This window comes from Flavisolibacter ginsengiterrae DSM 18136 (genome assembly GCF_059568575.1).
The window spans coordinates 350,659-367,333 of record NZ_JCANTR010000002.1; the positions used below are offsets into that span (position 1 = coordinate 350,659).

Consider the following 16,675-nt stretch of genomic DNA (forward strand, 5'->3'; position numbering starts at 1 on the left):
GCTTAATTTGCTTTCTGTCACATAACAGTTTATAAAATGGATACAGACCTTAACTTTTTTCCTCCCAGATACCTGCAATATGGATAATGGTCTCCACAGCCTTATTCATATCCTGGATACTAATGAATTCCAGTTTGGAATGTATGGCCTGTTCTCCTGCAAATAAATTGGGACATGGTAAACCCATAAATGATAACCTGCTTCCATCAGTGCCACCCCGAATACTTTCCATCTTTAATGAGAGCCCGGCTCTTGAAATTGCTTCCTTTGCATAGTCAACTACCTGCAGATGCTGGTCGAGCACTTCCTTCATGTTTCGGTATTGTTCTGTTACCTTAAAATCAAAACTGGCCTTTGGATAGTTCTCCATAACCATTTCCACAACACTCAATAAAAAATCTTCCTTTTTCTTTAATCCTTCAGTAACAAAATCTCTTATAATAAAATCGATAGTGGCCTTCTCTGCTATTCCATCAATACGAATGGGATGAATGAATCCCTGCTTTTCATGAGTTGTTTCCGGCGACAGTTCAGCACGGGGCAAGGAAGCCAGTACATCTGCCGCAATTTTTAAAGCGTTGACCATTTTATCTTTCGCATAACCCGGATGGGTAATAACCCCATGAATGATCAACTGCACAGAATCGGCACTAAAAGTTTCATCTTCCAGCGAGCCTGCCTCACCCCCATCCAATGTATAACCGAAATCGGCACCTAACTTTTCAAGATCCACCTTGACTGTTCCCTTTCCTACCTCCTCATCCGGTGTAAATAAAAGACGTATGGCACCGTGTTTTACCTGTGGGTTTGCCATCCAGAAATTAGCTGCATCCATAATTTCCGCAACACCTGCCTTATCATCTGAACCTAGTAAGGTAGTACCGCTGGCTGTAATGATATCATGTCCCATTAACCCCTCTAAATAAGGAAAGTCTTCCTTTTTCAAAACCTGGGCGGCATCGTCCGGCAACACTATATTCTCTCCCTGGTAATTTTTATGGAGTATGGGTTTTACTCCCGTACCACTTGCATCAGGTGCGGTGTCAACATGCGCACAAAAACAAAGTACCGGCACCTTCTTTGTGGTATTGGAAGGAATTGTAGCATATACATACCCGAATTCATCCAAATGGGCATCTGTAATTCCCATAGCCTGAAGTTCTTGCACCAAAACCTTTGAAAGATCTTTCTGCTTTTCAGTTGTAGGTTGGGCTTGCGAAAGTGGATCACTTTGGGTATCAATCTGAACATAACGCATGAACCGTTCAGCTGCCGTAAAGGAATAGTTTTCAAACATGCTTCAAATGTACGGCAACGGATAGGGTATTCAAATGATTGGTTTGGAATTCGGTAACATCATGCAGCCAATTATGCATTCAGGCAATTATTATTGATTTTTTCTTAACTTAACAAGAATCAAAACTACTCGCAATGAAAAAAACAATTGTAGCCGCCATAGTTGGAGGCGTCATTATTTTCATTTGGCAATTCTTATCGTTTGCACTCATCAACTTCCATAAGCCTGCACAAAATTACACTGACAAGCAGGACGCCATTATGAACTTCCTGAATTCACAACAATTGCCTGAAGGAGGATATTTCCTGCCTAATATTCCAGACAATTCCACATCAGCCCAAAGAGAGGAGGCTATGAAAAATGCGGAAGGCAAGCCATGGGCAATTGTTCAATATCATCATACATTGAAAAACAATATGGTGATGAATATGGTACGAGGATTTTTAGTGGATATTATCATTGTTTTACTGTTTTGCTGGCTACTGAAAAAAATGAATGCTCCGCGTTTCAACACCATAGTTGGAAGTGCACTGGTGGTAGGATTGATCGTATTTTTAAATGCTCCTTATACGGGTGCCATCTGGTATGAGAATTTTGATACATGGGCTCACCTGGCAGATGCCATTGTCAGTTGGGGATTAGTAGGTTTTTGGTTAGCCTGGTGGTTTGGGAGGTCTGCAAGACACAAAATAGTAAACAATACAAGGGAACCATCTTTGGAAATGGCCACAGATTGATCCTTTTCAAAATAAAAAAATCGCCCTCAGAAAGAGGGCGATTTTTTATTTATTACAGTACAATTATGGCATAATGATCCTTGAAGCAGGCTCAATGGAAACCAACTCCAGGTCAAAAATAAGCTCCTGTCCTGCCAATGGATGATTGGCATCCAATACAACACTTTCCTCTTTCACTTCTGCTACAGTTACGGGGAACTGTTGGCCTGAACCATTGCTCATCATCAACTGCATGCCCACTTCAGGATTCATATCTGCAGGAAATTGATCTTTTGGAAATTCTATCATCATTTCCTGTTGCTTTTCACCGTAAGCATCCAACACAGGAATTTCCACAGTTTTTTTATCACCTACCTGCATGCCTTTAACACCTTCATCAAACCCCTTGATAACTTGCCCGCTACCCACTGTAAATTCCAGCGGTTCCCTTCCATCAGAAGTATCAAAAGTTTCTCCGCTACGGAGCTTTCCATGATAATGAACCTTTATCTTGTCACCATTTTGCACTTGTTGCATGATTTCGATTTTTGTGTCAATAAATTATTTAAATAAATGTTTCCAATTGGTTGTTCTTCACCCGGCAATCTCCTGTTTACAGTTCCGGAACCAAACATTAATCTGCAACAACCAGGTGGGGCAAAAGCAGGAAGATGTTTTGTTTCTGAAGGCTGGCAAGGTACTAATCTTTCACGTTTTGCTTGCCAATTTTTCCTGAAATTTGAACGATGAAGATTGTTTTAGCTTTTCTTATCTCCTGCCTGGGTTTATCGTGCACGGCGCAAAAAACACCTATAAAAGCCAACCCTGCCAATATGAATCCTGTTGTTGCAGGAGCAGAACGATTATCAGTGTACCTGCCCCTTTTAAAAGGTAAAACGGTAGGCATTTTTGCTAATCAAACATCAATGGTTGGTCATACACACCTGGTAGATACGCTTAAAAAATCAGGTGTATCCATAAAAGTGATCTTTGGACCTGAACATGGATTCAGGGGTACAGCTGACGCCGGGGAAAAGGTTGGAAATTATATTGATAAGGAAACAGGCATACCTGTTGTTTCATTATATGGCAGCAAAAGAGGCCCATCTGCTGAAGATGTGAAAGATGTTGATATCCTGATATTTGATATACAGGATGTAGGCGTACGTTTTTATACTTTCATCTCCTCACTGGAGGAGTTTATGAATGCCGCTTTTGAATACGGAAAACCATTATTGATCCTTGACCGGCCAAATCCAAATGGATTTTATGTAGATGGACCAGTGCTGGAACCGAAATACAAATCCTTCGTAGGAATGCAGCCTGTGCCGGTAGTGTATGGTATGACCATTGGTGAATATGCCATGATGCTTAGCGGAGAAAAGTGGCTGAGTGTGAAGGCAAACTTGCGTAGTGAATATTATAAAGTAGCTAAAAACTCTCCTCCTGACACCTCATTTCATTTTATGGTGATCAAGTGCGGCAATTATACCCATAACAGTAAATATGAATTGCCGGTAAAACCATCACCTAACCTGCCAGAAATACAATCCATATACTGGTATCCATCAACTTGCTTTTTTGAGGGAACTGTATTAAGTGAAGGACGTGGTACAGACAAACCTTTCCAGATTTTTGGCCACCCATCCCTACCCAAAAATCTTTACAAATTCACACCAGTGTCAAAAGATGGTGCCAAAGATCCCAAACTAAAAGACCAGGTTTGCTACGGGTGGAATATCAGTGGCACACCGGCACATGTGCTAAAAAAAATCGATAACAGGATCCAGCTAAAATACCTGCTTGATGCTTTTCGGTTATTTCCCGATAAGGAGTCTTTCTTTATTAAACCAAAATCCGGAGATATGGACCAGGCATTTTTTAATAAATTGGCAGGCAATGCATCATTGATGCAGCAAGTAAAATCTGGTGCTTCAGAAGAAGTGATTCGTAAAAGCTGGGAACCCCAACTAAAACAGTTTAAAGCGATCCGTAAAAAATACCTGTTATATCCTGATTTTGAATAAGGGCATCAATTAAAAAATCACTGGTGCTAAAAGCCAGCTTTTGAATTAATAGTATTTAACAAGGTACATTACAATGAACTATAAAGATCTGCGCATCATTTTCATGGGAACACCTGAATTTGCGGTTGCTTCGCTCGATGCACTGGTGCAGGCAGGATGCAATATTGTTGGTGTAATAACTGCACCGGACAAACCTGCAGGCAGGGGTATGAAATTACAGGAAAGCGCAGTGAAACAATATGCCATTACAAAAGAGTTGAAAGTATTGCAACCAGATAAACTAAAGAATGCTCAATTCCTGGAAGAGTTAAAAGAATTAAATGCCGATTTGCAGGTGGTTGTTGCCTTCAGGATGTTGCCTGAGGTAGTTTGGAATATGCCTCCCATGGGTACCATTAATGTACATGGATCATTATTGCCCCAATATCGGGGAGCAGCACCCATCAACTGGGCCATTATCAATGGGGAAAAAGAAACAGGAGTCACTACTTTTAAATTGCAACACGAAATTGATACCGGGGATATATTGTTGCAGGAAACAATTCCGGTTAGTGAAAATGAAACTGCAGGAGAAGTACATGACCGGATGAAGGAAATTGGGGCAAAATTGCTGGTACGTACGATAGAAGAACTGTCAAGTGGAAGATTAAAAGGGCAGTCCCAGGTGAAGGGTACCGGCAATAAAATACCAGATACATCAGAACTGAAACATGCGCCCAAAATATTTACAGAAACCTGCCGCATAGACTGGAATAAAACGGCAACTGAAGTTCATAATCTGATCAGGGGGCTTTCACCATTTCCAGGGGCTTTCACTTTTTTGGATCAGAAAATGCTTAAGATATACCGTGATGAAAAACTTTCAACTTCCACCGCAATGAATCCGGGAGAATTTGAAACGGATGGAAAAACATTCCTTCGGTTTGCATGTGTTGATGGTTTTATTACTATAAAAGAACTTCAACTGGAAGGTAAAAAGAGAATGAATGTGGAAGATTTCTTAAGGGGCTACAAATTCGCAAATACCCAACCCGATAATTAATGAAATTAACATGACTGAAAAACACAAGACCTCTTTAAAAAGAGGCCTTGTGTTTTATATAAGCGTTTAGATTGTTTATCAATAGTTAACCCTTACAATGAACTTCTCTGTATCATTGATATCAAGTGCCGAAGCTGCAGCATTACTCAGGCGTAAATTGTAACCCTGGTTCTGCCGGATACCACTCATTTCACCTAACACCTTAGCGTATACAGCTTTATTATTGGAAGGATTAACTATACGGACGATAGTACCCGGTTCCACCCTATCCATTAGCGCATAGTATTTGGCATCTTGCCAGCCACTTGCAGTTTTAAATATGCCTGCTGTGGCAGTTTCATCTGCAGAAAGTGGCTGGGCCTTAACCTGCTTTTCGAATAAAGTTCTGAAATACCCTCCATTCCCATCATTTACAGCCACGGGAACAGGTTGTGATTTTGTGATGGTGGCCTCCGTTTTCTTTTCTGGCTCTTTAGTCCTTACTTCCTCATTAGGTTTTTTCTGTTCAACTGGTTCATGCACAACCACATCTTTATTGGTTGGTACTACTTCCTTTTTTACCGGCTCCGTTTGTACAGGGTTGCTCTGTACAATATTATTGGCTTCAGGCGATATCAGGTATCCTACAATCAGTTTCTGGCCTGTTGTGATATTGTCTGTTGAGAGATGGTTCCATTTGCGCAGGTTGGCCATCAATACCTTGTTGTTTTTCAGGCTTACTCTATATAAACCTTCCTTATCTCCTACAACGTAGTAGAGACCTCTCCCTTTTTCGGACGCCTGGGTAAAATTGGTAGAAGTTAAAGGGATCTTTATAGATTGACCAATATTCAAACCCTTGTTCATATCAAGCGCATTCATCGCTTCTATCTCCTTTGGAGAAACATTATAAAGTCTGCCAATGGAATAGTAATTTTCTTTTGGCGCAACAGTATGCAACAGGTAAAGGCCTTTATCAGAATTATGTACCACTAATTCATTCTGGGCAAAAGCGAATGAACAGCAAAAAAGAATGGTGGCAAGCAATAATGACTTTTTCATGTGGATATAATTAGTTTTTCAATTGCCATGCATGGTTCAGTGCATGGCTCCAGATTAGCCTTACAAATATGCTCATTATTTTTCAAAAGCCGAATCGTTAGATTGCTTTAAAATACGCATTTCTTTAGGATAATAGTTGTTGATCCTGTTGGCTAATGCATTAATCCAGCCCAGGTGATGCTGTTGGTAGCTTACAGTTTGCCAGCCTTTGGTTTCAGGGGTTAAGGATAAATCCTTTCTTTGCAGGTATTTAATGGCTTCTTCGTAAGACAGGTTTGTCGTAGGCACATCGTCTGATAAGAGGGTGCCTAAAGCAAGTGCATGATGAGGAATCAATCTTTCTTTCATTATTTGGCCAAGTTCAGTCCCTGTATATTGAATATTTAAACTGCTCCGCAGCCGTGAAAAATCATTGATCATGGTTGCAGGTAATGCCCTGAAAGTGTCGTGGTCTTTAATAATTTCCACCTGGTCTTTATTTAACCATGTCTTAAGAATTTCTTTCTCTTTTACACTTGCCATTTCTACCCTTGGTAGTTTACCACCAGGCTCCTTTTCTTCATCTTGCTTCCGGAAACAGGAAATAAAAAATCCCTCCCCTTTTACCTTATCAGGATAAAACCGATATCCCGTTGCATCATGTTCCGGAGAAGCAGATTCCACTATACCCCAATCCTCTATTAGTTGGAGCTGTTCATTTTTCATATGTAGATCGTTCACCAGCCAATCAGCGATAGACTCGTCCTCTGTCTCGGAGTAGGAACAGGTTGAATAGATCAACAGTCCATTTTCTTTTAAAGATGGAATTACATCAGCAAGAATTCTTTGTTGTCTCTGGCTGCAAAGAGCTACATTATTTTCACTCCATTCAGCAATCGCACCTGGATCTTTCCTGAACAATCCGCTGCCGCTGCAGGGAGCATCAACAACGATAACATCAAAAAAGCCGGGTAGTTTTTTGAATGCAGCCGGATCATTATTGGTTACTATGGAATTAAATTTTCCCCATTTAATAATATTATCAATTAGAATATTACAGCGCGCCCTTATTACTTCGTTACTTACCAGTAAACTTTCATCTGAAAGTAATGAAAGCAAATGAGTGGATTTCCCACCGGGAGCTGCACTTAGATCCAATACTTTTAAAGGTTGTGACAGGTCGGTCAGCTGGCGCATAGCCTGCTCCAGGAACATACTGGAAGCTTCCTGCACATAATAACAACCTGCATGAAATAATGGATCAAAGGTGAAAGAAGGTCGTTCAGGTAAGTAATACCCATATTCTGTCCAGGGAACCCTTTCCGGTTGCCATTGCCCGCTGCCAGCTTTCCAAATAATCTCACTTTCCGTTTTTGAAGGATTGATACGAATGGAAGTTACCTGTTTTCCTTCTTCATGCACTTTAATAAATGCCTCCCTGTCAAATCCTCTGACACCTTCTAATGAATGTAAAAACGCTGCGGGCAATTGCATGACAAAAAAACCTTTGACTGGTGAGAGTCAAAGGTAATTGCAGATCGTGGATCGGTTATTTAAAAAGTAGGTTTAGATAGCAGGGTGGCAGCATGCTGCACCTGTGTATTGTATGCTTCAATTACTTTGGAAACTATGCCAATATTGTCCTGCGCTTCCTTCCAGTTCCGCTGTTCAATAGCTTCCCTGATGCCAGGCAATGTTTTAACACCATAGCCTGTATAAAATCCCGGGGCATACACCTGGTGTTTATACCAGGGCCTGCGTGGTAAGCCTTCCGGATCAATAAGACTTCTTTCGGCTTTATATAATAACAGGTTCAACTGGTTTAGCTTTTCAACTGGCAAACTGGTGGCATTGCCATATACCTTCTGGAACTCTTCTGCTGATGCTTTTAATTGCATGAGTGAATTATCCAGCTCACTGAAATTCAGGAAGGGAACCGGTGACTTCACCAATGGATCAGCATAGGTTTTTTTGGGATCCTTTGCTTCTGTAAACAGGTTATCCTGGATCATCTTTGTTTCAGTCTCTGTTTCCACTCTCTGGTTGTCCAGCAAAGTCTTTACTTCTGTGGCGTAATCATTTAGCGTTTTATAAAATGAATTAAAATCAAAGGGAAGTGCATCTGCATTGGCAAGCCTCATAGTGATGCGTCCCGCAGTTTTTGCAAGAGCAACACCATATTGAAATCCCGGATCTTTAAATCTTGTATACAGGTCATAGGAGTCATAAATGGAATGATATTCTCCTCCCGGATCTTCTCCCCCATAGCCAAGATTCATAGATGCGATCCCCATATGCTGGATAAAGGGAGAATAATCAGACCCTGCACCAAGAGCACCCAGTTTCATATACTTATTACCCAGCAACTTTGACCTTGAGGCTTTATCAGCATCAATAAGTTGCTTCGCATAACGGCGTTCCTTAACCGAAACCCCGGTCTGTGGATCTTTCACATCTTCTATTACCTGGTTAAAAAAAGGCTCCAGGGTATGCGAACCACTTGCACCAATAAACCCGCGTCCATTACCATCAGAATTGATATAGGCCACTGCCTTTTCTTTCAATTCCTTCTGATGATCTTCAGCCCATTCTGTAGATCCAAGCAATGCAGGTTCTTCACCATCCCAGGCGCAATAAACAACGGTTCGGCGTGGCTTGAATCCATTCTTCACCAATTCACCAAGGGCCCTTGCTTCCTCCATTTCAGCCACCATACCACTTAGGGGATCAGCAGCACCATTCACCCATCCATCGTGGTGATTGCCCCTGATCACCCATTGGTCTGGAAATTCAGAACCAACCATTGTAGCGATCACATTATGCACTGGTTTTTGATCCCAGTTAAAAGCCAGTTTCAAATGCACTTTTTCCTTACCGGGGCCAACGTGATAGGTTATGGGCAAACCGCCTCTCCATGCTGCAGGAACTACAGGTCCGCCTAGAGAACGTAACAAGGGCAATGCATCCTCATAAGATATAGGAAGCACCGGTATCTTCATAATGGTCTTAACATCCTTTATATCCAAACGCTTTGCATTTTTAGTGGCACCAACGTCAGGCGTAAGTGGATCGCCTGGATAGACTGGCATATCCATTACAGATCCACGCTGAACAGCATCAGCCCTGCGGAATGGGCCATCAGGATAGGTATCTCCCTGCACATAGCCATCGTCTGCAGGGTCGGAATAGATAAGGCAACCAATAGCACCATGTTCTGCTGCAACTTTTGGTTTAATACCTCTCCATGAACCCCCATATTTAGCGATCACAATTTTACCTTTTACATCTATGCCCATACGTTCCAGTTCTTCATAGTCTGCAGGTATACCGCGATTGACAAAAACCAGTTCTGAAGTAACATCCCCATCGGCGGAATAGGCATTATAGCTGGGTAATTGTTCTGATTTCTGACCTGAAGTTTTATCTTCTGTCAAAGAGGGCTCTTCGAGTTTGGCTTTATAAGGTTTGGAACCTAATAACTCCAGCAACCTTGTTTTGGGAGTAGGAAATAAAACATAATACGTACTTATTTGTGTTTGATATCCCCATTGTCTAAAAAGGTCAGCCATGTAATCGGCATTACCCTTTCCCTTTGCTGAACCCACATGGTGGGGATTGGAAGAAAGAAATTTCATCCAAGTGTCCAGGTTTCCGGCATTCATAAGGGCATCAAATTGTTTTTCAAGACCCTTTTGTTTATCAGAACCTGCATCAGTAAAGCCTATAAGCTTTTGCTGAGCATTTGAATGAATACAAAAGAACAGTAACAGGATACATAACATCCGCATGTCAAAGTATATTTAAGTGTGTTTGCTAATGTACTACTAATGAGCTTTGCAACAGCACTTAAATGCTAACTTCTCCATAGAATGAACACGAGAAGATCAAATTATAAATTCTTGATCTCCCCTATCAGGTCCTGCAATACTTTTTTTGCATCTCCAAACAACATCGAAGTCTTAGGACGGAAGAACAGGTCATTTTCAATACCAGCATAACCGGGTTTCATGCTTCGTTTGTTGACTATTACTGTCTTGGCCAATTCAACATCAAGTATGGGCATTCCGTAAATAGGTGAAGTTGTATCAGTTTTAGCTGCAGGGTTCACTACGTCGTTTGCTCCTAAAATAAGTACTACATCTGTATTGGGAAATTCTTCGTTTGCCTGCTCCATCTCTTCCAGCTTTTCATAACTCACATCTGCCTCGGCCAACAGCACATTCATATGACCAGGCATACGGCCCGCTACAGGGTGAATGGCATATTTAACTTCAACACCCTTGTCAGTCAGCAATTTTTCCAATTCATGACAGGCATGTTGGGCCTGCGCCACTGCCAACCCATAACCCGGCACGATCATTACTTTGTTAGCAAAGGTCATGACAACCGCTGCATCCGTAAGGCTGATCTCTTTATAGGCACCCTGGGCTTTAGCATCTCCCTGCAAACCGGCTTTGGCACCACCGAAGGAACCGATCAATACATTGGCAAGAGAACGATTCATGGCTTTGCACATCAGTATGGTCAATAAAGTACCAGCAGCACCCACAAGGATACCTCCTGTGAGCATCACTTTATTATCATATAAAAATCCACCACATGCCGCCGCAACCCCTGTAAAGGAGTTCAACAAGGAAATGACCACAGGCATATCTGCTCCCCCGATCGGTTGAACAAATAGGACACCATACACAAGTGAAAGAAAGAATACAAGGTAGAACAAAACATAGACCGAAGTATTCATGTGAATATTAAGGCCTTCAATGGAAATTCTTTTAGCAGTATTGGTAAGCAAACCATTGTTGACTTCAAAAGAAGAGGAGATAGTAGCTAAAAGAAAAATAGTTATACCAATAATGGCGGCTAATACGCCCAGGTTCACTATATGCTGACCAGTAAATGATTTATCCTTGATCTTTCCATTCAGCTTACCCCAGGCAATGATACTTCCTGCAAAGGAAATTGACCCGATGATCAAACCAAGAAAAATGGTGATCATCGTGGTTGTTTGAAGTGGAAGTTCAAAGGCTCCTACATCTACTGTTTTTTCACCGGGAAAAGACTGGATAATATGATAGGCAAAATTGGAAGAAGCGAAATGATTGAATTCCGAAATAGAGATCAGCGCTGCGCAGGCACCACCCATTCCATTGAACAGGCTCACCATTTCAGGCATGGCCGTCATCTTCACTTTCTTGGCTACTGCAGTACCAATAATGCCACCAATGACCAAACCACTGAAGATCCATATGTAGTTGTGCAATCTTTCTCCCGAATCAAGATCTTCATATAAAAAAATAGTTCCGAAGATCGCCAGGAACATTCCTCCTGCTGCCACCAGGTTTCCCTTGCGTGCGGTTTCTGGATGAGACAGCATTTTTAATCCCAAAATGAAAGTAACAGAGGAGATGATGTATATTATTGTGAGTATACTAAAGTTCATTTAGATCCTTTCTTTTTAGATTTAAACATTTCTAACATCCTGTCAGTAACTACAAAGCCACCCACCACATTCAAGGTTCCTAATATTACAGCAAGGAAGCCTAGGATCAGGGCGAAGTAATTATTACTGTCGGCGCGGCCCATAACTATGATGGCACCAATGATCACTACTCCATGAATAGCATTAGCGCCACTCATCAGGGGTGTATGCAGCACGCTGGGCACGCGTCCTATCACTTCGATACCTACGAAGATCATCAGGATGACTATGTAGATGATCTGCTGGTTGCCCGCAATCCATGTCAAAGCATTCTCCATTTGTAAAAATTATATTTAATTGGTTAATTGTTTTATCCTCTCATGGACCAACTCACCTCCATGCGTTATACAACTGCCTTTTACCAGGTCGTCTTCCCAATTCAATTGCAGTGCACCTTCCTTAGTGGTAAGCAATTGTAAAAAGTTCAGGATGTTTTTTCCATAAAGTTTACTGGCATCTGATGACATGGCAGCAGGAAGATTACCGCTACCAATGATTTTCACCCCATTATGGATGACGATCTCTCCATCTTTTGTAAATGGTGTATTACCACCTGTTGCAGCTGCAATGTCTACGATCACAGATCCATTCCTCATCCTGTTGATCATTTCTTCCGTGATCAGTACCGGAGCTTTTTTACCAGGTATCTGTGCAGTTGTGATGACAATATCAGCTTTAGCTATGCTTTCCGAGATCTTTTGTTGTTGTTTTTGCTTGTACTCTTCAGATTGTTCCACGGCATACCCCCCTGCTTTTGAAGCATCTGCAGCCCCTTCAACTTCCACAAACTTAGCTCCCAGGCTCATTACCTCTTCTTTGACCGCGGGTCTTGTATCGAACACTTCCACTATTGCACCAAGTCTTTTGGCTGTAGCTATGGCCTGCAATCCTGCTACACCAGCCCCAAGGATCAGCACCTTTGCCGGCGTGATACTCCCGGCGGCTGTCATGAACATTGGAAAATACCTTGGGTAGTCATTTGCCGCTACCAGTACAGCTTTGTAACCAGCTATATTGGCCTGCGAACTAAGAACATCCATTGATTGTGCCCTGGTTGTTCTCGGCAACATGTCCAGGCTGAATACAGTCAATCCCTCTCCTGCCCATTTCTTCATTTGTTCCTGGTGAAAAAGGGGCTGGTACATTCCAATCAATACCTTGGAAGATGGAACCGGGATAGAAGGTTGATGAATACAAAGTATCACTTCTGCTGCGGCTACCACTTCAGCTGCTGAAGTGATAGTAGCACCTGCCTTTTCATAATCACTATCTGAAGCTGAGGCTTTCAGGCCGGCACCTGATTCGACAATGACAGTGTGCCCTTTTTTAGTTAGCTGGTTTACCCCTTCGGGTAGTAATGTAACCCTTGATTCATACTGGGGCTCTTTCAATATACCTGCAATCATGCGTTCAATTTATATCAAAAAATATTGTTCATTCTATTAATCACTTCTTTTTTGTGTTTTTACGAACAGTCATTGAAAGTTCTTGCTCATTGAAAGCCATTGTTACAAAGTCTTTGATCAGAACCTTATTTTAAAATGCTGCTTCTCCTTAAATTCCTTCCTGAAAAACACAAAACCCAGGAAGAAAACATCAATCGTATACTGAACCAAGGGATGATCCTTTATTTCACTCCAGGCCCTTTCCATTTCATCACTCCAGTGAATATCATCAAAAACAAGTATGGATGCATCATTTGTTTTATTAAGAAACTGGTTAAAGTAACGCATCGTAGGCTCATACCTGTGATTACCATCTATATAAGCCAGGTCTATAATACTTTCTTGCTCCAACACTCCAGGCAATACATTGTCAAAATCTCCCAGCAAAGACTGTATATTATTTATCCCTAACTTTTTAAAATTAGCCCTTGCCTTAGCTGTTATCGCACTGCTGCCTTCGATGGTTATTATTTTTGAGCCGGGACAGGCATCCGATAGATAGGCTGTGGTCAGTCCCAGGCATGTTCCCAATTCTACGATAGTTTGAGGTTGATAGTGCTTAGCCAGCCTATATAAAAGCCTTGCATATTTTCTCGGCTTTAAAGCAGTATAAGCAAGTTGATTAATGGTTTTCGTTTTTGCAGAACCCATTCGTGAACCTGCCCCCAGGTCCTCAATTTCGAGTTGCTCATGGTCTTTTTTTAATTCCTCGCGTAAAAGTTCAATAGAAACTGGTGCTTTATAATTTTTTCCATTGTTCAGAACATTCCGTATAAAATCATAAACAAATGGCGAATGCATGCCATGGCCCCTACTATTGGATGCGGTCAAATAATAATGCAGGTACTTTTTGGCTAATTCAAATGATGAATGCAACGGTTGATGTATGTTGTTTACAATAGAACTTTTGATCAATTTTATTAACTATCCTTATCCATTCTTTCTTTCCCAAACCTGGAACGTATGCGACCATGCATTTTTTTCATCTGCTTCACAAAAACGGTTATGTACGAGCAACCATTCTGTAGCATCAAGCGCCGGAAAAAAAACATCACCATCAAACTGGTGGTGTACCCTGGTCAGGTATATTCTTTTTGCCAGGTCAAAAGAAGAAGTAAAGATCTCAGCACCCCCAATCACAAATATTTCCTTTGCTCCATATTCCTTAGCCTTTACTATGGCTTCTCCGGTGGAATGCACCACTTCCACATTTGGATAACTCCAGTCTTGATTCCGGGTAATGACAATACTTTTTCGGCCGGGCAATGTTTTACCTATTGAATCGAAAGTTTTCCGTCCCATCAGGATGGGCATGCCCCAGGTTTGATTTTTAAAATATTTCAAATCATTAGGTAAATGCCAGGGTAGTTCATTGTTTTTGCCAATCACATTATTTTCATCTGCAGCAACCAGAAGGCTTACAACAAATTGGTCATTCCCTGGACCAGGTCCATTCTCATTCTCCATTCGGTAAAGTTGGGCAAATTTAGAAAACTACTAACAGCAGTTTTATGATTAAAGTCCTGTTCTATTTCGTGGAAATTTTATTACACTGCTACTGGTGCCTTGATAGCAGGATGGAATTGATAGTTTTCCAATGTAAAATCTTCATACTTAAATCCAAAAATATCTTTTATAACGGGATTTATCTTTAATACCGGCAATGGATAGGGTTTCCGGCTCAATTGCAAATGCACCTGCTCCAGGTGATTGTTATAAATATGAACGTCGCCAAATGTATGGACGAAATCTCCCGGTTGCAGTTCGCATACCTGAGCCATCATCATAGTAAGAAGTGCATACGATGCTATATTAAATGGTACACCAAGGAAAACATCAGCACTCCGCTGGTATAACTGGCAGCTTAATTTACCATCAGCTACATAAAATTGAAATAAGGCATGGCAGGGCATCAGGGCCATATTTGGAAGATCAGCCACATTCCATGCACTAATGATCATTCTGCGGCTATCAGGATTGGTCTTGATTTGTTTAACCACATCTGCCACCTGGTCAATCACCTCCCCTTTAGGACCCTCCCAGCTTCTCCATTGCTTTCCATATACCGGGCCCAGGTCGCCATTTTCATCAGCCCATTCATTCCAGATGCTTACTCCATTTTCTTTCAGATAAGCAATATTTGTTTCTCCCTTTAAAAACCACAGTAATTCATGGATGATGCTTTTTACATGGAGCTTTTTGGTAGTTACCAGGGGAAATCCCTGCTGCAGATCAAAGCGCATCTGGTAGCCAAAAGTGCTGATGGTGCCTGTACCGGTCCGGTCAGTTTTAGCTACTCCATTATCTAATATATGCTGAAGAAGATCAAGATATTGTTGCATAAATAGGCCCTTGAAAAATATAATTGATTGGGTGAAAATTAGCCATAGAAAGCATTAGCGCCAAATTCGTTTTAACTATGCTGGTTCCATTGAGGAAAATATGTTAGAAACCGTTCGTAAATTGCCCTTTTCCCCTTCGGTTCAATATTTTAAATAGTCTTACGTATAATATATGTGGATTCTTGCCGGTATCATTGTTATCCTTTGCCTGGTTATTTATTTTTTCATGCAACAGCCAAAATTTGGAAAGGCAGCTTCAGGCAAAAGAAGGGAAAGGATGAAAAATTCTCCCAATTATAAAAATGGGCAGTTTCAAAATCTGAACCCCACACCAGCCCTCACAGAGGGAGTTAGTTATACTTCCGTACTGAAAGAATTTTTTTTGGAAAAAAAGGAGCATAGAAAACCCACAAGCCAACTCCCTTCTCAAAGAACCGATTTATTCAAATTGGACCCAGGTGAGGCTGTACTTACCTGGTTTGGTCATTCCTCCTATTTTTTACAGGTAGATGGGAAAAAGTTCCTTGTTGACCCTGTACTCAGTGGAAGCGCCTCGCCCCTTAAGTTTACAACAAGGTCTTTTCCCGGCAGCGATGTGTACTCTACAGAAGACATTCCGGATATAGACTATTTGATCATCACCCACGATCATTGGGACCATCTTGACCATAATACCGTGGTCAAATTAAAATCAAGGGTGGGTAAAGTAATTACCGGCCTGGGTGTGGGCGCCCACCTTGAGCATTGGGGCTTTGATCCGGAAATAATCACAGAACTGGATTGGAACGAAGAAACCCTGCTTGAACGTGGTTTTTTGATAAATAGTGCGCCCGCCAGGCATTTTTCGGGACGTACATTTAAAAGAAACACCACATTATGGAGCAGTTATATTTTGACCACTCCATCTAATAGAATTTTTATTGGGGGCGATTCCGGTTATGACGATCATTTTAAAACCATTGGAGATAAGTTTGGCCCATTTGACCTGGTCATTCTTGAGAATGGCCAATATGATAAAAACTGGAAATACATACATATGCTTCCTGAAGAAGTAGTCAGGGCAGCAGAAGACCTGCATGCAAAGCGTTTACTACCAGTTCATTGGTCCAAATTTGCCCTTGGCAATCATCCCTGGAATGAACCAATTAAAAGGGTCACCAATGAGGCAATTACCAGGAATTTGGAGATTTTACACCCTTTAATCGGGGAAGCGCTCTATTTTAAACAGCCTTTCAAAGGCCTCAAGTGGTGGGAATCAATTACTTAGAATAATTTCGAATTGGATAAATAACCCTACTAACCCC

15 protein-coding genes are annotated in these 16,675 nt (G+C 41.4%); 4 read left to right on the forward strand and 11 right to left on the reverse strand.

Features of this window, described 5'->3' with window-relative positions; all coding sequences use genetic code 11:
• Positions 1 to 49 precede the first annotated feature (49 nt).
• Positions 50 to 1,297, reverse strand: a complete 1,248-nt coding sequence (pepT, locus tag BP74_RS03515; RefSeq protein WP_496371126.1) for a peptidase T — start codon at positions 1,295 to 1,297, stop codon at positions 50 to 52.
• A gap of 134 nt (positions 1,298 to 1,431) precedes the next feature.
• On the opposite strand from pepT, the gene BP74_RS03520 reads away from it, so the two are divergent.
• Positions 1,432 to 2,034, forward strand: a complete 603-nt coding sequence (locus BP74_RS03520; RefSeq protein WP_496371128.1) for a hypothetical protein — start codon at positions 1,432 to 1,434, stop codon at positions 2,032 to 2,034.
• 63 nt (positions 2,035 to 2,097) lie between these two features.
• On the opposite strand, the gene BP74_RS03525 is transcribed toward BP74_RS03520, so the two are convergent.
• On the reverse strand, positions 2,098 to 2,550 hold the full coding sequence (locus BP74_RS03525) for an FKBP-type peptidyl-prolyl cis-trans isomerase (RefSeq protein ID WP_496371130.1): 453 nt from the start codon (positions 2,548 to 2,550) through the stop codon (positions 2,098 to 2,100).
• Between the two features lie 209 nt (positions 2,551 to 2,759).
• Between BP74_RS03525 and BP74_RS03530 the strand changes: the two genes are divergently transcribed.
• Together BP74_RS03530 and fmt are read left to right on the forward strand one after the other, a co-directional pair.
• Positions 2,760 to 4,040: an exo-beta-N-acetylmuramidase NamZ family protein gene (locus BP74_RS03530; RefSeq protein WP_496371132.1), complete on the forward strand. Its 1,281-nt coding sequence runs from the start codon at positions 2,760 to 2,762 to the stop codon at positions 4,038 to 4,040.
• Between the two features lie 73 nt (positions 4,041 to 4,113).
• A complete protein-coding gene (gene fmt, locus BP74_RS03535; RefSeq protein WP_496371134.1) occupies positions 4,114 to 5,082 on the forward strand; it encodes a methionyl-tRNA formyltransferase in 969 nt (322 codons plus the stop codon).
• Positions 5,083 to 5,160: 78 nt separating this feature from the next.
• Here the strand turns inward: fmt and BP74_RS03540 are convergent, their stop codons facing one another.
• The 9 genes from BP74_RS03540 to BP74_RS03580 form a co-directional block, all read right to left on the reverse strand.
• Positions 5,161 to 6,123, reverse strand: a complete 963-nt coding sequence (locus BP74_RS03540) for a LysM peptidoglycan-binding domain-containing protein (RefSeq protein ID WP_496371136.1) — start codon at positions 6,121 to 6,123, stop codon at positions 5,161 to 5,163.
• 75 nt (positions 6,124 to 6,198) lie between these two features.
• Positions 6,199 to 7,596, reverse strand: coding sequence for a methyltransferase RsmF C-terminal domain-like protein (locus BP74_RS03545; RefSeq protein WP_496371138.1), 1,398 nt, complete (start codon positions 7,594 to 7,596; stop codon positions 6,199 to 6,201).
• Positions 7,597 to 7,655: 59 nt separating this feature from the next.
• Positions 7,656 to 9,890, reverse strand: coding sequence for a transferrin receptor-like dimerization domain-containing protein (locus tag BP74_RS03550; RefSeq protein WP_496371140.1), 2,235 nt, complete (start codon positions 9,888 to 9,890; stop codon positions 7,656 to 7,658).
• 101 nt (positions 9,891 to 9,991) lie between these two features.
• Positions 9,992 to 11,545: an NAD(P)(+) transhydrogenase (Re/Si-specific) subunit beta gene (locus BP74_RS03555; RefSeq protein WP_496371142.1), complete on the reverse strand. Its 1,554-nt coding sequence runs from the start codon at positions 11,543 to 11,545 to the stop codon at positions 9,992 to 9,994.
• Positions 11,542 to 11,862, reverse strand: coding sequence for an NAD(P) transhydrogenase subunit alpha part 2 (locus tag BP74_RS03560; RefSeq protein ID WP_496371144.1), 321 nt, complete (start codon positions 11,860 to 11,862; stop codon positions 11,542 to 11,544). The genes BP74_RS03555 and BP74_RS03560 overlap by 4 nt, the downstream gene beginning before the upstream one ends.
• Before the next feature lie 15 nt (positions 11,863 to 11,877).
• The gene (locus BP74_RS03565) at positions 11,878 to 12,990 is read right to left on the reverse strand and encodes a Re/Si-specific NAD(P)(+) transhydrogenase subunit alpha (protein ID WP_496371146.1); all 1,113 of its coding nucleotides are present in this window, start codon (positions 12,988 to 12,990) and stop codon (positions 11,878 to 11,880) included.
• 117 nt (positions 12,991 to 13,107) lie between these two features.
• Positions 13,108 to 13,830, reverse strand: a complete 723-nt coding sequence (locus BP74_RS03570; RefSeq protein WP_496371148.1) for an O-methyltransferase — start codon at positions 13,828 to 13,830, stop codon at positions 13,108 to 13,110.
• Between the two features lie 129 nt (positions 13,831 to 13,959).
• Complete coding sequence (locus BP74_RS03575; RefSeq protein WP_496371150.1) at positions 13,960 to 14,496, reverse strand: dihydrofolate reductase; 537 nt, start codon at positions 14,494 to 14,496, stop codon at positions 13,960 to 13,962.
• Positions 14,497 to 14,576: 80 nt separating this feature from the next.
• A complete protein-coding gene (locus BP74_RS03580; protein ID WP_496371152.1) occupies positions 14,577 to 15,371 on the reverse strand; it encodes a thymidylate synthase in 795 nt (264 codons plus the stop codon).
• 172 nt (positions 15,372 to 15,543) lie between these two features.
• Between BP74_RS03580 and BP74_RS03585 the strand changes: the two genes are divergently transcribed.
• Positions 15,544 to 16,638: an MBL fold metallo-hydrolase gene (locus tag BP74_RS03585; RefSeq protein WP_496371154.1), complete on the forward strand. Its 1,095-nt coding sequence runs from the start codon at positions 15,544 to 15,546 to the stop codon at positions 16,636 to 16,638.
• The last annotated feature ends 37 nt before the right edge of the window (positions 16,639 to 16,675 follow it).

What these genes read in the sequence shown, in the direction of transcription:
- pepT (WP_496371126.1), bottom strand. Translation starts at nt 1,297, where the DNA reads ATGTTTGAAAACTATTCCTTTACGGCAGCTGAACGGTTCATGCGTTAT.
- BP74_RS03520 (WP_496371128.1), top strand. Translation starts at nt 1,432, where the DNA reads ATGAAAAAAACAATTGTAGCCGCCATAGTTGGAGGCGTCATTATTTTC.
- BP74_RS03525 (WP_496371130.1), bottom strand. Translation starts at nt 2,550, where the DNA reads ATGCAACAAGTGCAAAATGGTGACAAGATAAAGGTTCATTATCATGGA.
- BP74_RS03530 (WP_496371132.1), top strand. Translation starts at nt 2,760, where the DNA reads ATGAAGATTGTTTTAGCTTTTCTTATCTCCTGCCTGGGTTTATCGTGC.
- fmt (WP_496371134.1), top strand. Translation starts at nt 4,114, where the DNA reads ATGAACTATAAAGATCTGCGCATCATTTTCATGGGAACACCTGAATTT.
- BP74_RS03540 (WP_496371136.1), bottom strand. Translation starts at nt 6,123, where the DNA reads ATGAAAAAGTCATTATTGCTTGCCACCATTCTTTTTTGCTGTTCATTC.
- BP74_RS03545 (WP_496371138.1), bottom strand. Translation starts at nt 7,596, where the DNA reads ATGCAATTGCCCGCAGCGTTTTTACATTCATTAGAAGGTGTCAGAGGA.
- BP74_RS03550 (WP_496371140.1), bottom strand. Translation starts at nt 9,890, where the DNA reads ATGCGGATGTTATGTATCCTGTTACTGTTCTTTTGTATTCATTCAAAT.
- BP74_RS03555 (WP_496371142.1), bottom strand. Translation starts at nt 11,545, where the DNA reads ATGAACTTTAGTATACTCACAATAATATACATCATCTCCTCTGTTACT.
- BP74_RS03560 (WP_496371144.1), bottom strand. Translation starts at nt 11,862, where the DNA reads ATGGAGAATGCTTTGACATGGATTGCGGGCAACCAGCAGATCATCTAC.
- BP74_RS03565 (WP_496371146.1), bottom strand. Translation starts at nt 12,990, where the DNA reads ATGATTGCAGGTATATTGAAAGAGCCCCAGTATGAATCAAGGGTTACA.
- BP74_RS03570 (WP_496371148.1), bottom strand. Translation starts at nt 13,830, where the DNA reads ATGCATTCGCCATTTGTTTATGATTTTATACGGAATGTTCTGAACAAT.
- BP74_RS03575 (WP_496371150.1), bottom strand. Translation starts at nt 14,496, where the DNA reads ATGGAGAATGAGAATGGACCTGGTCCAGGGAATGACCAATTTGTTGTA.
- BP74_RS03580 (WP_496371152.1), bottom strand. Translation starts at nt 15,371, where the DNA reads ATGCAACAATATCTTGATCTTCTTCAGCATATATTAGATAATGGAGTA.
- BP74_RS03585 (WP_496371154.1), top strand. Translation starts at nt 15,544, where the DNA reads ATGTGGATTCTTGCCGGTATCATTGTTATCCTTTGCCTGGTTATTTAT.